Raw genomic sequence first — 15,115 nt, forward strand, 5'->3', positions numbered from 1 at the left:
TTATACCTGCTTATCTAAAGCGATATTTTACCTTCTAGTTTTTCTAATAACTTTTTACCAATACCTTTAACATTTGATAAATCACTTAAATTTTCAAAATCACCGTTTTCTTGGCGATAATCAACTATGGCTTGAGCTTTTTTTTCGCCAATCCCCGGTAACTGAGCAAGCACCTTTGTATCAGCGTTATTTATACTCACGGTCTCAAACTGTGGCATTTGCTTTGTTACTTCCGGTAATTGCGCGTTTACAGCAGTAATCGGCAGTAAAAATAGTAACCCCACAACTAGTAAGCTTTTTATAGTTTTCATTTGTTCGTCCTTATTACTCTTTTATGAGTTTTTAAATATTGCTCAGGAAAGTCAATAAACAAGGAACAAAAAGTTCGTCACTTAAAGAGTACCTAAACGCATTATCACCATGATCCGAAATCCTGAAAATGCAGCTGGCACAACAAGTGATTGCTTAACTAAAGTAAAGTTACAGTTTTTTGTCAAATTTAAGACAGCGAAAATCAATACTCTTAGCTTGCAAAATCCTTCGCAAACCATTACTGTACATAAAAACAGTAATATAATGGTTTTTTATAAACCACAGTACCACGCAAGCTTGCAGGAGAAATCATGGCTGTTGTTGTTAAATATGTTGTAGAACGAAACGGAGTTGAGCGCATGACGTTTACTACCAAAAAAGAAGCTGATGCCTATGACAAAATGCTGGATATAGCTGAGTCACTTGAACTGATGTTAGAAAAGGTAGATGTGCCGTTAAGCGAGCAACAAGTCGAATCATTAGCACTTGAAATTGCAAAAAGTAAAGATGACTTTATGGCAGTACTTAAAGGTGGCAAAGAGCCTGCAGCAGCTAAGGCACCTACAAAAAATAAGAAAGCTGATAATATAGCGCCAATTAAAGACGACGAGCAGCAAGCAAGCTAGCCGTATTAAAAAAACACATAAAAAGGGAGTAACTAATGTTACTCCCTTTTTACTTTGAGCCCTGTATTTATATGGGCTAAAGGTTTGGTATTACTTTTCAGCACGACCCATAAATTTGTGTTCTACTGTATTAATACGGATGCGATCGCCTGTAGAAATATGCTCTGGTACAGAAATAGTTAAGCCAGTAGAAAGCTTTGCTGGTTTAGAGCGAGCACTTGCTGAAGCACCTTTAATTGAAGGGTCTGTTTCTTCAACAACAAGTTCAACACTTGAAGGTAAATCAAGGCCTACCGGAGCGCCATCAATAACAATTACGTGTACGCCTTGCGTTTCTTCATTAACGAATTGAATTTCTTCTGCTATTGCATCTTTATTTAAGTTATACGGCGTGTAGTCTTCATTATCCATAAACACATATTCATCGCCATCTACATACGAAAGCATCACTTCACGACGAGTAAGGTCGGCAAGCGTTAACATATCACTGTCTTTAAATGTTTCGTCCACTTTAGCACCGGTTACTACATCGTATAAACGCATACGGTATAAGCTACCACCTGCACGACCCTGCGGCACAGAGCGCACAATATCTTTTACAACTAAAACACGATTATTAAAATCAATAGCTGTACCTTTTTTAACTTCACTCGCCTTTGGCATGTGTGTATTCCTATTATTTTTGTGATTGGCAGAAACATACCACGAACTAGATTTTGTTCAACAATTAAGTTGATCTTATAATATACATTTACTGTATTAGGTTGTATTAGCTTGCAAAATTCTAATTTATACTAAAATACATATAATCAAATGAACAAAAAACTGCTATGGTAGCTTTACCGAGTATGACTTCAAGGAATGGATCATGGACCAGACTAAAGTACATGAGTATTTAATTAAAAAACCACTTGTGCAGGTTACTAAACCATTTGCGCAAGAGGTTGATGTTTATAAAGTGAATCATAAAATGTTTGCTACTCTTGCTGTTGGCAATGATGGTGAAACAAACGATGATGGAGAAGTTATTTGGTGGCTTAATTTAAAGTGTGATCCTGACGAGGCGCTTTCGTTGCGTGACATTTTCCCAGCGGTGATCCCTGGTTATCATATGAACAAACGTTTATGGAACACTGTTATTCTAGACGGCACAATTCCACAAGGTGAAATTGAGCGAATGATTGATAACTCATTCAGTTTAGTAGTAGAAAACATGCCAGAAAAAGACCGACAAGCTATTTTACTTCATTTGTAGGCATTTTTGGGCTAGGCGTTACTAGCCCATTAAAATACCCTAAAGCTTCAGTGTATAAATTAAATCATCATACAGCTTACCACTAATGCTGTGGGAGCTTGCAAGCGTTTCTGTATGCGTTAAACCACACTTACTCAGTACCTTTTCAGAATTAATATTCCCACGTGTTACCACAGCTTTATACTGGCTTATTTTGCACTCATTCCATGCCCAATCTATCACAGCCCTTAAAGATTCTGTGGCATAACCATAGCCAAAATACTCTGGCATAAATAAGTACCCAAGCTCTGCTGTATCTCCATCATAAGTAAAACCTGTTACCCCAAGCAAAACATCTGAAACCTTATCTGTTACAACTAAACACAATGGGTCTCGAGAGCTTGTATCCCAATTACCTAGGCGCTGTTCAAATCGATTGCGTACAAAGGCCTCACTAGGCATGTCGTAACAATAACGCAGCACTTGTGGTTCTCTGTGTAATTGCAAAAATAGCGTCCAGTCGCGACTTTGTAATTGGCGCATTGTTAATCTGGGTGTAAATAACTGCATTAATTCCCTTATTTACCTACGTACTAAGTAATTACGCTAACACATAACATACTAATTCACTTAATTAATCGATTTTGGGAATGGGAAAACGTATTCATAGTAAAGCAAAATAATTAAGTATTATTGCGGATTGGTATTATGTATCTATTAATAGCAGGCATAAAAAAACCGCATATAAATGCGGTTTTTATTAAAGCAGCTGTTAAGAGTCTTGTTTTGGTGACTCTACTACGCTTTCTTCATTTTGCTTATCAGAAGATTCAGCGTGTATTACTTGCTCTTCAATTGTGGCTGAGCTTGGCTCATCAGTGGCTGTTTGCACATTGTAAAATGTAGCGCCTGAGTTTGCCATTGCAACCAACGTATCGCACGGAGCAAAGTTCGCATTGCTGTTAGCTAAAGTAGACATGTCAGAGCTTACTTTACTTGCGCCAAGTTTATCCATGTAGCTAAACGGCCCACCTAAAAACGGTGGGAAGCCAATGCCAAATATAGCGCCAATGTCGCCATCACGTGGGCTTGCAATAATGCCATCATCTAAACAACGTACGGCTTCGTTAAGCATTTGAGATACACAACGCTTAGCAATTTCGCTTTTATTTAAACGCGGTGCAGGTGTTACACCTAATAGCTCATAGACAGACTCGTCAACTTTCTTGCTCTTTTTATCGTACTCATAAAAACCACGACCCGTTTTACGGCCTAGGCGTTTTGAATCAATCATACGAGAAAATGCATCTGGTGCTTTAAATCGTTCGCCTAGTTCTTTTTCAAGAATTGGGGCAATTTTAGAGCCTATATCAATCCCTACTTCGTCAAGTAAAGCAAGCGGCCCCACTGGGAAGCCAAACTCTACAAGCGCTGCATCTATTTTTTCAATTGGCTCACCGGCAAGCATTAAATTAGCCGCCTCATTTACATAAGGCGCTAAAATACGATTTACGTAAAAACCAGCCATGTCTTTTACCACAATTGGCGTTTTACCTTGCTTACGAGCAAAGTTAACTACACGCGCAATGGTCTCTTGTGAAGTCCCTTCATGAGGAATAATTTCCACTAGTGGCATTTTTTCAACTGGCGAGAAGTAATGCAGGCCAATCACGTTTTCTGGACGCTGCGCCTGTGCTGCAATTTGTGAAATAGGCAGTGATGACGTGTTACTAGCAAAAATAGTATTGCTTTGACATTGCTGCTCTATATCAGCAACCATACCCTGCTTTAAGGCTAGGTCTTCAAATACAGCTTCTACTACTAAATCAATGTGTTTAAAGCCGCTGTAGTCAGTTGTACCGGTAATACGGTTCATGGTTAACTGCATATCAGCTTTAGACATAATACGGCGCTTAAGGCGCTTATCTAAAATTTTGTAGGTGTAGTTCATGGCATTACTAATGCCTTGCTCAGCTACATCTTTAATACGCACAGGTACTTTGGCTTTTACTGCGCTTACATGTGCGATACCAGCACCCATTAAGCCACCACCTAAAACGGCTGTTTTACTAATAGCCGGCGCATCATCGTTGCGCCACTCTTTTTTCATTTCAGTGGTTGCAAAGAAAATACTACGAAGCGCTTTAGATTCATCACTCATTACAAGTGTTGCAAAGCTTTCAGCCTCTGTTTTATATGCTTTTAATTTATCAAGCTCTACACTTGCACGCACAGCCTTAATAATTGCAAGCGGTGCTGGGTAATGTCCGCCGGTTTTTTTAAGTACGTTTTCTTTCGCCTTTTTAAAGATAAAGTTACGGCCAAACGGGTTTGACTCTAATAATTTGCTTACTTTATCAAGCTTAGGCTCTTTATCCTGTGGCTTTTTCTTAGCTGCAAATTCTTTAGCGACTTTTAACAATACACTTTGTGGCACAACGTCGTCTAATACGCCCGCTTTTTTAGCTTGCTTAGGACGAATCTGCTTACCTGTTAGCATCCACTCTAGTGCTTTTTGAATGCCTACAATTTTAGTTAAACGCTGCGTACCGCCGCCACCTGGCAATAAACCAAGTTGTACTTCAGGAAGGCCTACTTTAGTAATATCGCTATCTGTGCCTACGCGGTAATCACACGCTAAAGCAAACTCTAAACCACCACCAAGCGCCGCACCATGTATTGCACTTACTGTTGTATAAGGTAGTTTTGTCATATCAAAAAAGGCTTGATGACAAAGCTCACTAATTGCTAAAGCATCTTCACGCTTTTGCACGCTATCAAGCATTTTTACATCAGCGCCCGCGATAAAGTTATCACTTTTACCACTTATAAATACCATACCCTTTACTGACTCTTGCTTAGCCGCTTCAAGTAAAGCTTTTAAGTCATCAGCGAATGAGTCGCGCAGGGTGTTCATTTTCTCACCCGGCACATTAATGGTTACTACGGCAATTTTGTTTTCATCTACCGTTAAATTAAATACTGAATCTGACATTACGCGCTCTCCAATACAAAGGCTGCACCTAAACCACCAGCAGCACACGCTGTTGTTAATGCTAAACCGCCACCACGACGTTTAAGCTCGTGTAAGCTTTGCGTAATTAAGCGAGCACCTGTTGCAGCAAATGGGTGACCATATGCTAAAGAGCCGCCGTTAACGTTAAACTTATCCATGTTAATTTCGCCAATTGCTTTGCTACGACCAAGTTGCTCTTGCGCAAACTTATCTGATGCAAACATTTTCATATTGGCAAGTGTTTGCGATGCAAACGCTTCGTGCATTTCGATTAAATCTAAATCAGCAAGTGTAATACCCGCTCTATCTAGTGCGATAGGCGTTGAGTGCGCTGGACCCATTAGCATGTCTTTTTCTACACCAATAGCCGAAAACGCAAAGCTACGTACATAACCTAAAATTTCGTAGCCTAGTGCTTTTGCTTTGCTTTCGCTCATCATCAGTACCGCTGCTGCACCATCAGTTAAAGGTGTTGCGTTTGCTGCGGTCACTGAGCCATGTTGGCGGTCAAATACCGGTTTAAGTTTAGCGTAGCCTTCAACCGTTGAATTTTTACGAATGTTATTATCTTCTTCAATAAAGCTTTTGTATGGCGGTAAGTGCGCCGTCATTACTTCATCTTTTAACTTGCCATCAGCCCATGCTTGGGTTGCAAGTGAGTGCGAGCGATGCGCAAGTGCATCTTGATCTTCACGGCTAATGTTATGTGTTTTAGCCATTTGCTCAGCAGTTTGCCCCATTGAAAGGCCTGTTGAGTACTCAGCAACCGCAGGGGGCACTGGTAATAAATCTTTTAAACGTAGTTTTGAGAATATTTGTAAACGCTGGCCTAATGTACGCGCTTTATTTAAATCAACTAAGCTGCCTGCTAGCTTTTTACTAACACCAATTGGCAGTACTGAAGATGAGTCGGCGCCACCGGCAATACCTACATTTACAGAGCCTGCCATAATAGACTCAGCTACATTAGCAATGGCCTGAAAGCTGGTAGCACATGCGCGCGATACAGAATACGCGTCTACGCCTACAGGCATACCCGTACCTAAAACAATTTCACGTGCAATATTTGGCGCTTCTGGCATTTGTACTACTTGACCAAATACAAGTTGATCGATTTCTGACTTGTCGAAATTTAATCGTTCAAGCATTTCGTTAACAACCAACTTACCCATATCAAGGGCTGGTACATGGTGAAACGCTGTTGCTTGTTTTGCAAAAGGTGTACGTAAGCCGCTAACTATGGCAATACGGTCGCCCTTTGGTGTTTTTAGTATGTTTTGCTCAGACATTTATGCTCTCCCGCTGACAGGTCTGACCTGTTTGTTTTCCTCGATTCTAAACAACCCGTGTGCTAAAGCCAATAGATAAACACAAATTTATACAAAAGCACTACAGGCAGATACATAAACAGTACTTAATATTGGCTACCACAATAGGCTTTTTTAAGCGTTTTTACAAAGTTTTGTGGTACGCTAAAAACAGTTAAAAAATAACGAACTATTTTGAAAAATTAAGTCTAACCCTTGAGTTACTCAATTATAAACCTTATAACTAGGTCAGAATTTATTACCTAAAACAATTTAGGTACAACCCAAGCTGACGAGGACAGTCTACTTATTATGGCAGCTAACGCATTTTCACAATTAAAAACGTACTTAGATACACAGATTATTGGCCAGCCAGAGCTCACTCAAGCACTACTTATTGCAATTTTAGCCGACGGCCATTTATTAGTAGAAGGCCCTCCAGGGCTTGCAAAAACGCGTGCTGTAAATGCGCTCGCTAAAGGGATTGAAGGCTCGTTTCAACGTGTACAATTTACGCCTGACTTATTACCTGCAGACGTAACAGGCACCGATATATACCGCCAACAAACCAGCGAGTTTGTATTTGAAAAAGGCCCTTTGTTTCATAATCTTATTTTAGCAGATGAAATAAACCGTGCCCCAGCGAAAGTACAATCAGCACTACTAGAAGCCATGGCAGAGCGCCAAGTTACAGTAGGTAAAAACACCTATCCGCTTAGCGATTTGTTTATGGTTATGGCAACCCAAAACCCGCTAGAGCAAGAAGGTACTTACCCGCTGCCAGAAGCACAGCTTGACCGCTTTTTATTACATTTAAGTATTGGTTATCCGGGCGCCGAGCACGAGCTAGACATTTTACACCTAACTCGAGGTGAAGCATTAAAAGAGCAGCAAGCTGTTTTACAAAAAATTAGCCAAAGCGATTTATTTGCTGCCCGCCAAGCAATTTTAGGTTTGTATTTAGCCGAGCCTCTTGAGCAGTATTTAGTACAGCTTATTATTGCAACACGAGAAGGCGCGCAACTAGATGAGCAACTGGGTCGTTGGATAGAATTTGGCGCAAGCCCACGTGCAACTATTGCACTGGATAAATGTGCCCGAGCTCACGCTTGGTTAAACGGCCGCGATTTTGTAGCTCCCGATGACATTCAAGCCGTTGTGCATAATGTACTGCGCCACCGTATTATTTTAAGCTACGAAGCGCAGGCCGATGGCATTACTAAAGATCAGGTAATAAGCCGAATTGTTGAACTTGTAGCCGTACCATAAGTTATGCAAAAACAATTAGACCCTCAGGCATGGCTGAAAGAAAGCCATAGCCACGGTGTAAATTTAGCACTAAAAGAGCTGATGTATTACAAAGCAAAAGCGCAGTTACTCGAGCTTGCACCAAAAGTTAAAATTAAAAATAGTTTAACTGGGCAATACCTTGCGCCACATAAAGGCCGAGGAATGGAGTTTGCCGAAGTGCGCCATTACCAGCAAGGCGATGATATTCGCTCTATTGACTGGCGAGTAACAGCGCGCACCGGCGAAACCCATACAAAGCTTTTTCAAGAAGAAAAAGAGCGCCCAGTTTTTGTATTTACTGATTTTTCAAACTCAATGCTATTTGGCTCAAAGCTGCTGCTTAAGTCGGTACAGGCTGCGCACATTAGCGCGCTAGTTGCTTGGTCGGCGTGTCAGCGCGGTGATAGAATTGGCGGCATTGTGTTTAACCAGCACTCGCATTTAGAACTTAAGCCAAGCGCACGCGAAAAAGCCGTTCTTAAACTTTGCCATAACCTATGCGACAACCACCATCAAGCACTTAACAATATAGACAAACAAGCCACTAACAACTTTAGCGATAATTTAAAACGCCTTAACCACTTAGCTAAACCAGGCAGCTTAGTGTATTTAGTCTCTGATTTTAATGCCCTAGATGATGCAAGCTTTAAGCAATTAGAAATTTTAAGCCGCCACTGCGAACTAATAGGCTGTCATATAAGTGACCCGTTTGAGCATCAGCTCCCTGCGTTTAAACAAACGGTTACGGTAAGTGCAAATAACCAAGACTTTGCCCTTCCGCTAATGGATAACAGTTTTAGAGAACGCTTTGCAAAAAATGCCAAACACGCATTTAGCACTCGCCTTAATCGCTTAACTAAATCAGGCCTTAATTTAATATCATTCAATGCAGCCAGCCCGCTTGAACTGCAATTAGTGAGAAAGTAACCATGCAACCCAATCCACTCGACGGCCTGCACGACATAATAGCACCAAGCCAAGTAAGTTGGTGGCCACTCGCCCCTGCTTGGTGGGTTATTATTACCCTGCTATTTATAGCAACCTGTGCAGCTGCTTTTTGGTTTTACAAAAATCACAAATTTAAAAAACCAAAACGTTACGCAATAGACTTAAGTAAAACAGAGCAAAACCCGCTCAAGCTTCATATTATTTTAAAACGCCTTGTTATTGAGTATTACGATAAACGCCTAGCTGCACAATCAACAACTAATTGGTGCAATACGCTTCATGCGTTAACCGGCTTAAGCTTTAGCGAACAAGAAATACTCAGCCTTTATAATACCGAGCAAGCAAACGAAGCACTAAGTGACAAGTTTCGCCAAGGTATTAAACAATTTAAACTAAAGGAGTCAGTACATGTTTGAGTTTAGCTGGCCCTGGTTATTTTTATTACTGCCACTGCCTTTATTACTTTTATTATTAAAACCGGCTGCAACTAGCGCACAAACGCGCCTTCGCATTCCTAGCTTTGCTAAACACAACTTAACCACGCATTGCCTTGAGCAAGGTGCACGTAAGTTAAATGTTTTCGAATGGATTTTATGGTTATTACTTGTAACAGCGGCTGCAAACCCAACGTGGTTAGACGAGCCTATTTCATTACCTAATGAAGGGCGCGATATAATGCTCGCGGTTGATTTATCAGGATCTATGACCGAACAAGACATGGCCTACAACGGCCAGTATGTTGACCGCCTTACTATGGTAAAAGCTGTATTGAGCGACTTTATAGAACAGCGCCAAGGCGACAGGCTTGGCTTGATATTATTTGGCGACACCGCATTTTTACAAACACCACTTACGCGCGACGTGAAAACAGTAAGTAAAATGCTCAGCGAATCTCAAATTGGCTTGGTAGGGCGCGCCACGGCTATTGGCGATGCACTAGGTTTATCGGTAAAACGTTTTGCTAATAAAGATAAAAGTAATCGAATTGTGGTGCTTTTAACCGATGGGCAAAACACAGCCGGTAATTTAAAACCAGAAGATGCCCTACTCCTTGCCCGCGAAGAAGGTATTAAAGTATATACCATAGGTGTAGGCTCAGATAACCCACGCGGCTTTAGCCTATTTAATATGGGTGGTTCAAGTGGTGGCAGCTTAGATGAAAGCTTACTAAAACAAGTAGCGGAGCAAACAGGCGGCTTATACTTTAGAGCAAAAGATGTAGCCGGCCTTCAGCAAATATACGCTGAGCTTGATAAATTAGAGCCAATAAGTGCTGATGAACAAACATTTCGCCCACAAAGCTCACTATTTTACTACCCACTACTGATTGCTATTTTACTCATTAGCTTAAAAGTAATGATAAGTACTTTGCGTGCACTTAAGGAGCCTAACTAATGGATTTCGAATTTATTCGCCCAGCTGTTTTGTGGCTTTTAATACCTGCTGTAGCGCTATTTTTTGTCGCGTTTATTAAACATAAAAAAACGACAGCAGATAACTTAATCGCTCCTCATTTGGCGTCGTTTATTATGAGCGAATCAAACACTAAAACTAGCCAACCGCTTTGGCTTATTGCTGTATTTTGCTGTTTAGGTATTTTATTTAGTGCAGGCCCTAGCTTTGAAGAAAAACAAGTGCCCGTATTTCAAAGTAAAAGCGCTCGCGTAATCGTTATGGATATGTCGTATTCAATGTACAGTACCGACATTTTACCAAACCGTTTAACGCAATCGCGCTTTAAAGCACTCGATATGATTGAGCTATTTAAAGAAGGCGATACAGCCTTAGTTGCCTACGCAGGTAGCGCATTTACTATTTCTCCTTTAACTAACGACGCCACTACACTTGCCAATTTAATCCCAAGTTTGAGCCCCGACATAATGCCTGACAAAGGCTCTAATGTTTTAGCCGGGCTGGATATGGCAAAAGAGCTTTTAACTCAAGCAGGTTATATTGATGGCGACATAATTTTAGTTACCGATGGCATAGATCAAACTGAGCAAAGCGATGTAAGTGACTTTACTAACAACAGCCAATACCGCTTAAATATTTACGGTGTAGGTACTGCCCAAGGTGCGCCAATAAAATTACCTGAAGGCGGCTTTTTAAAAGACCGCTATGGGCAAATTGTAGTGCCTACTCTTAACTCATCACAATTAAAAGGTCTTGCCAGCAACAGCGGTGGCAAATATGCAAGTTACCAGCCTAGCAGTAGCGACATTGCAGCGTTTGCACCAAATGCAAATAGCGAGCTGTTAAAAGATGAAAAGCAAAGCCATGCACTTTGGCGAATAGATGCAGGTATTTATGGCTTACTTATTTTATTGCCTTTAGGTTTATATTTATTTAGAAACGCAGCTTTTGTAGGTGCTTTTTTAGTATTGAGTTTTTTACCACAGCAACAGGCCTACGCCGTAGAGCTACCCGCGTTTTTAAAAAATACCGATCAGCAAGCGCTAGATGCATATCAAAATAAAGATTTTGAAAGCGCAGCCAATGCCGATTCAAGTAAATTAAAAGGTGCGGCTTTATACCAGCAAGGCAACTTTGAAGAGGCGCTTAATGCGTTTAGCAAAGATAAGTCGGCCTCTGGTTTATACAATTATGGTAATGCACTTGCAAAAGCGGGCCAGCTTGAGCAGGCTATTGACGCTTATAAACAAGCACAAAACCTACAAAGCGATTTTAGTGAAGCCGCCGACAACCAAGCACTTGTTGAACAGCTTTTAAATCAGCAAAAGCAACAAGACCAGCAAGATCAAAACGGTGACTCTCAAAACGAGCAAAACAAAGATGAGCAAAACCAACAGCAAAATGATCAATCAAAGCAAGATCAGCAGCAAAGCGATGGTGAAAAAAGCGAATCTCAAGAAGGTGAAAACCAGGGCGAACAATCACAAGATCAGCAAGGTAAACCCGACGAGTCTGATAAAGATAAAAATGAGCAATCAGACTCAGAGCAAAACGCACAGCCTGGCTCGCAATCAGATAAGCAAAATGAACCTGACATGCAAGCAGAGCAACAAACTGAGCAAGCACAAAAAGAGTCTGAACAAGCTAAACAAGAACCGCAAAACGCACAGCCACAAGGTATTACTGAACAAGCGTTAACGGATGAGCAAAAGCAAAATGCACAGCAACAAGCTGCTCAAGCACAGGCACGTGAGCTTACCAACGAAGAGAAAGAAAAAGCGCAGCAGCTTAATCAGTTATTAAGAAAAGTACCGGACGACCCGGCAATTTTATTACGGAATAAAATGCAATTAGAAGCCCAAAAAAGACAATATCAACGTCGCCCTACAGGAGTAGAAAAATCATGGTAATGCGATTATTTTGCTGTTTATTGCTATTAAGTGCGATGCCAACATGGGCCGCCACCAAGTTAGAAGCAAGCGTAGATAAAAACCCTGTACTTGCAGGTGAATTTTTTATGCTCAACATAACAGTAGACGATACAGTTAAAGGCCAGCAACCAGACACATCAGCACTACTTAAAGATTTTGTTGTTGGACCTACAAGCTTAAGTTCACGAACAAATATTATTAATGGCAGCATTAATAAACAAACTACGTGGTCAGTAAAGTTAATGACCCGCGCCGAGGGTGAATACACGATTCCACCTTTTAGTGTTGCCGGGCTTACATCCCAGCCTATTAAATTAAAAGTAGCCAAGCGCTCAGCGGATGCAGATAAAAATAATGATATATTTTTAAAAACAGAGCTCTCTAGTAACTCTATTTTTGTGCAGGAAGCCGGTGTTTACACTATAAAACTTTATCTCGCTAAAGAGCTACTTGATGGCAGCTTAAGCACGCCTAATATGGAGGATGCGCAATTAACGCAGTTAGGTAAACAAACTGAGAGTTACGAGCTTGTAGATGGTAAACGCTACCTCGTTATTACCCGCGAATACTTAATTCAGCCTCAAAAAAGTGGTCTTTACACTATTGCTGGGCCAGCTTTTCAGGGGCGCGTTCAGCAAAACTACCGACAACTTGAGGTGTCTGCACTTGGCGATGATCAGCAAATAGAAATAAAGCCTATACCAAGTAATTATAAAGGTGCATGGTTACCAAGCGAACTTGTTAATTTAGATGAGCAGTGGCAACCAGAAGAAAACACCGTAGAAGTAGGCACCCCCATTACACGTACAATTACCCTAACGGCGCTTGGAGTAACAAAAGAGCAATTACCCGAAATCACAATGCCAACAATAGACGGCATTCGCAGCTACCCAGATGAAAAGGAAAATAACAACGCTGTACGTGATGGGCGAGTCGTGTCGCAGCAAACCGCATCGTATGCGCTGCTACCTCAAAAGCCAGGTACTTACACACTGCCTGAAATAAAATTACCTTGGTATAACACTAAAATTAACCGTATTAGTTATGCAACGCTGCCTAAGCGCACTATAACCGTGACAAGTAACGCAAATACACCCTCGCCCGATGTAACCAATGCAATAGCTTCAAATGAACAAAGCAGCAAAATAAATCCATCGAGTAACTTAGCGCAGCAATCTACACTCGAACCGGTTGTTCAAAGCGTTACACCGCTTTGGTTAATTATTGTTGCAGTGCTTGGTTATATTTTATGGATTATTACTGCAATTTTATTTTGGTTAAACCGTTCTACTAATAATGAACTAAAAATTGATAGCTTAAAAAGCAACAACAAAGCGCCGCTTTCACTAAATAGATTAAAAAATGCCGCCAAAGTTAATAACTCAAGCGCATTTTATAGCGAGCTAAATAATGTTGCTAAAGAGCTTACAGGTAAAAACGTTGCCGCTATTGATGCACTAACAAACCTTATTAATAACAGCGAATTAACGGCGCTAATAAACCAACTACAAGCTACGCTATATGCTAATAACAGCACAAAGAGCGATCTTAATGCTATTATTAAAATAATTGAGCAGTACCAAGCTCAAAGCAATACGTCGCAACAAGCTGTATTAAAAGACCTTTATTAACTAGTTTGATAAATTTAGGTCTTTTCATGCATTAAATAATAATTTTTAAATAAAAAAGTACTTATGCTTGGAAAGAAAATATTAAATAATCAGGTCTTAGTTGATATGGCAGAGAAACAAAAGCGTTATGAAGCCTTGGTGCATGTATACAATAAGGAGCTTTATCGCTTTGCTTATTGGTTATGCCGTGACCCACATATAGCAGATGATTTAGTGCAAGAGACGTTTTTACGTGCTTGGCGCTCGCTTGATTCATTACTGGATCAAAAAGCGGCTAAGCCTTGGCTACTGACTATTTTACGCAGAGAAAACGCACGTCGTTTTGAACGTAAACAGTTTGATTACAGCGACGTAGAAAACGATACCCTTGTTGATGAAACGAGCCATTCACTTGATGATGAAATGGAACAAACAGTTATACAACGCCAAATTGCGCTGCTATCTGATGAATACAGAGAACCATTACTACTTCAAGTTGTAATGGGCTGCTCTGGTGAGGAGATTGCAGAAATACTCGATTTAAATAAAAACACGGTAATGACTCGTTTATACCGTGCCAGAAACCAACTTAAAGAGGCTTTAAGCCGTGATGATGAACAACTTAAAGGAGCATCAAAATAATGGATGATCTTGAGTTTCGTCGCCGCACTATTGCGCAGCCAAACGATTTAGAAAAAGAGCTTTTGGAGTTTGCTAAAGAAAGCTCTCAGAGACAAAGCTTTATTAACGATATGAAAGATTTTGATAAACAAATTCAAGACGCGCTAGATATACCAGTGCCAGATAACCTTGCTGAGCGAATTCTTTTAAATACCTCTTTAAAAGAAAAAGCACTGCAAGAAGAACAAGCATCTGGTAAAAATGTGGTAGATGCGCGCTCGCGTTTTAAGTTTGACCGTGTGCATTTAGCACTTGCTGCGTCTTTTTTTGTAGCAATGGGCGCGTTCTTTTTTAGTTCTGAACAGCACATTGCCCATGAAGCGGGTGAACATGCCTTAACACATGTTTACCACGAAATTAGTGCACTAGATAAAACAGATGCGATTAGCTTACAAAGCGTAAACGATAAGCTGGCTATGCTTGGTGGACACATTGAAGAGCTTCCGGGCAAAATTACCTACGCTATGTTTTGTGATTTTAAAGGTCAGGAAGGATTACACTTAATATTTGAGTCAGACTTTGGCCCAATGACGGTATTTATTGTACCTTCTGACAACCAGTCGTTTGGTTTTGGTGATGACGACTTTAGCGATGAGCGTTTTGAAGGCCATATTAACCGAGGTACACAAGCAGATACCATTTTAGTGGCTAATGCTGGCGCACCTATTAATGTGTATAACGAACGCGTTACGGGTGCTATTCGCTGGTTATAGTCACTCGTTAGTTATTTTGAAAAGCCGTACAGTG

Annotated in this window: 15 protein-coding genes; 10 read left to right on the plus strand and 5 right to left on the minus strand. The window is 40.7% G+C overall.

Features of this window, described 5'->3' with window-relative positions; genetic code table 11:
- Positions 1-14 precede the first annotated feature (14 nt).
- Positions 15-311, minus strand: coding sequence for a ComEA family DNA-binding protein (locus tag ATS74_RS08440; protein ID WP_058548465.1), 297 nt, complete (start codon positions 309-311; stop codon positions 15-17).
- A 312-nt stretch (positions 312-623) separates the two neighbouring features.
- Between ATS74_RS08440 and ATS74_RS08450 the strand changes: the two genes are divergently transcribed.
- A complete protein-coding gene (locus ATS74_RS08450) occupies positions 624-938 on the plus strand; it encodes a YebG family protein (RefSeq protein ID WP_058548467.1) in 315 nt (104 codons plus the stop codon).
- A gap of 90 nt (positions 939-1,028) precedes the next feature.
- Here ATS74_RS08450 and efpL read toward each other — a convergent pair whose 3' ends face one another.
- Positions 1,029-1,601 (minus strand): elongation factor P-like protein EfpL, encoded by a 573-nt coding sequence (gene efpL, locus ATS74_RS08455; protein WP_058548468.1) that lies wholly within the window; start codon positions 1,599-1,601, stop codon positions 1,029-1,031.
- A gap of 205 nt (positions 1,602-1,806) precedes the next feature.
- Between efpL and ATS74_RS08460 the strand changes: the two genes are divergently transcribed.
- A complete protein-coding gene (locus ATS74_RS08460; protein ID WP_058548469.1) occupies positions 1,807-2,193 on the plus strand; it encodes an MmcQ/YjbR family DNA-binding protein in 387 nt (128 codons plus the stop codon).
- 39 nt (positions 2,194-2,232) lie between these two features.
- Here the strand turns inward: ATS74_RS08460 and ATS74_RS08465 are convergent, their stop codons facing one another.
- From ATS74_RS08465 to fadI, 3 genes are all read right to left on the minus strand, one after another.
- The gene (locus ATS74_RS08465) at positions 2,233-2,742 is read right to left on the minus strand and encodes a GNAT family N-acetyltransferase (RefSeq protein WP_058548470.1); all 510 of its coding nucleotides are present in this window, start codon (positions 2,740-2,742) and stop codon (positions 2,233-2,235) included.
- Between the two features lie 202 nt (positions 2,743-2,944).
- Positions 2,945-5,167, minus strand: coding sequence for a fatty acid oxidation complex subunit alpha FadJ (gene fadJ / locus ATS74_RS08470; protein ID WP_058548471.1), 2,223 nt, complete (start codon positions 5,165-5,167; stop codon positions 2,945-2,947).
- Complete coding sequence (fadI, locus tag ATS74_RS08475) at positions 5,167-6,477, minus strand: acetyl-CoA C-acyltransferase FadI (RefSeq protein WP_024031879.1); 1,311 nt, start codon at positions 6,475-6,477, stop codon at positions 5,167-5,169. The genes fadJ and fadI overlap by 1 nt, the downstream gene beginning before the upstream one ends.
- Before the next feature lie 330 nt (positions 6,478-6,807).
- Here fadI and ATS74_RS08480 point away from each other — a divergent pair, with 330 nt between their 5' ends.
- From ATS74_RS08480 to ATS74_RS08515, 8 genes are all read left to right on the plus strand, one after another.
- A complete protein-coding gene (locus tag ATS74_RS08480) occupies positions 6,808-7,764 on the plus strand; it encodes an AAA family ATPase (protein ID WP_058548472.1) in 957 nt (318 codons plus the stop codon).
- Positions 7,765-7,767: 3 nt separating this feature from the next.
- Positions 7,768-8,712: a DUF58 domain-containing protein gene (locus tag ATS74_RS08485; RefSeq protein ID WP_058548473.1), complete on the plus strand. Its 945-nt coding sequence runs from the start codon at positions 7,768-7,770 to the stop codon at positions 8,710-8,712.
- Between the two features lie 2 nt (positions 8,713-8,714).
- Complete coding sequence (locus ATS74_RS08490; protein WP_058548474.1) at positions 8,715-9,149, plus strand: DUF4381 domain-containing protein; 435 nt, start codon at positions 8,715-8,717, stop codon at positions 9,147-9,149.
- Complete coding sequence (locus ATS74_RS08495) at positions 9,142-10,128, plus strand: vWA domain-containing protein (RefSeq protein ID WP_058548475.1); 987 nt, start codon at positions 9,142-9,144, stop codon at positions 10,126-10,128. The genes ATS74_RS08490 and ATS74_RS08495 overlap by 8 nt, the downstream gene beginning before the upstream one ends.
- The gene (locus ATS74_RS08500) at positions 10,128-12,056 is read left to right on the plus strand and encodes a VWA domain-containing protein (protein WP_058548476.1); all 1,929 of its coding nucleotides are present in this window, start codon (positions 10,128-10,130) and stop codon (positions 12,054-12,056) included. The genes ATS74_RS08495 and ATS74_RS08500 overlap by 1 nt, the downstream gene beginning before the upstream one ends.
- Complete coding sequence (locus ATS74_RS08505; RefSeq protein ID WP_058548477.1) at positions 12,050-13,708, plus strand: BatD family protein; 1,659 nt, start codon at positions 12,050-12,052, stop codon at positions 13,706-13,708. Before ATS74_RS08500 ends, ATS74_RS08505 begins: the two co-directional genes overlap by 7 nt.
- Positions 13,709-13,771: 63 nt before the next feature.
- On the plus strand, positions 13,772-14,329 hold the full coding sequence (locus tag ATS74_RS08510) for a sigma-70 family RNA polymerase sigma factor (RefSeq protein ID WP_058548478.1): 558 nt from the start codon (positions 13,772-13,774) through the stop codon (positions 14,327-14,329).
- Positions 14,329-15,081 carry a DUF3379 family protein gene (locus ATS74_RS08515; RefSeq protein WP_058548479.1) on the plus strand — a complete coding sequence of 251 codons (753 nt, stop codon included), beginning with the start codon at positions 14,329-14,331 and terminating at the stop codon, positions 15,079-15,081. The genes ATS74_RS08510 and ATS74_RS08515 overlap by 1 nt, the downstream gene beginning before the upstream one ends.
- Positions 15,082-15,115: the final 34 nt, after the last annotated feature.

The sequence above is a fragment of the Pseudoalteromonas sp. H103 genome, from assembly GCF_001469205.1.
In the GTDB taxonomy this organism is placed as follows: Bacteria; Pseudomonadota; Gammaproteobacteria; order Enterobacterales; family Alteromonadaceae; genus Pseudoalteromonas; species Pseudoalteromonas carrageenovora.

Excerpts from the sequence above, each read along its gene's own strand:
- ATS74_RS08440 (WP_058548465.1), bottom strand. The coding sequence starts at position 311 with ATGAAAACTATAAAAAGCTTACTAGTTGTGGGGTTACTATTTTTACTG.
- ATS74_RS08450 (WP_058548467.1), top strand. The coding sequence starts at position 624 with ATGGCTGTTGTTGTTAAATATGTTGTAGAACGAAACGGAGTTGAGCGC.
- efpL (WP_058548468.1), bottom strand. The coding sequence starts at position 1,601 with ATGCCAAAGGCGAGTGAAGTTAAAAAAGGTACAGCTATTGATTTTAAT.
- ATS74_RS08460 (WP_058548469.1), top strand. The coding sequence starts at position 1,807 with ATGGACCAGACTAAAGTACATGAGTATTTAATTAAAAAACCACTTGTG.
- ATS74_RS08465 (WP_058548470.1), bottom strand. The coding sequence starts at position 2,742 with ATGCAGTTATTTACACCCAGATTAACAATGCGCCAATTACAAAGTCGC.
- fadJ (WP_058548471.1), bottom strand. The coding sequence starts at position 5,167 with ATGTCAGATTCAGTATTTAATTTAACGGTAGATGAAAACAAAATTGCC.
- fadI (WP_024031879.1), bottom strand. The coding sequence starts at position 6,477 with ATGTCTGAGCAAAACATACTAAAAACACCAAAGGGCGACCGTATTGCC.
- ATS74_RS08480 (WP_058548472.1), top strand. The coding sequence starts at position 6,808 with ATGGCAGCTAACGCATTTTCACAATTAAAAACGTACTTAGATACACAG.
- ATS74_RS08485 (WP_058548473.1), top strand. The coding sequence starts at position 7,768 with ATGCAAAAACAATTAGACCCTCAGGCATGGCTGAAAGAAAGCCATAGC.
- ATS74_RS08490 (WP_058548474.1), top strand. The coding sequence starts at position 8,715 with ATGCAACCCAATCCACTCGACGGCCTGCACGACATAATAGCACCAAGC.
- ATS74_RS08495 (WP_058548475.1), top strand. The coding sequence starts at position 9,142 with ATGTTTGAGTTTAGCTGGCCCTGGTTATTTTTATTACTGCCACTGCCT.
- ATS74_RS08500 (WP_058548476.1), top strand. The coding sequence starts at position 10,128 with ATGGATTTCGAATTTATTCGCCCAGCTGTTTTGTGGCTTTTAATACCT.
- ATS74_RS08505 (WP_058548477.1), top strand. The coding sequence starts at position 12,050 with ATGGTAATGCGATTATTTTGCTGTTTATTGCTATTAAGTGCGATGCCA.
- ATS74_RS08510 (WP_058548478.1), top strand. The coding sequence starts at position 13,772 with ATGCTTGGAAAGAAAATATTAAATAATCAGGTCTTAGTTGATATGGCA.
- ATS74_RS08515 (WP_058548479.1), top strand. The coding sequence starts at position 14,329 with ATGGATGATCTTGAGTTTCGTCGCCGCACTATTGCGCAGCCAAACGAT.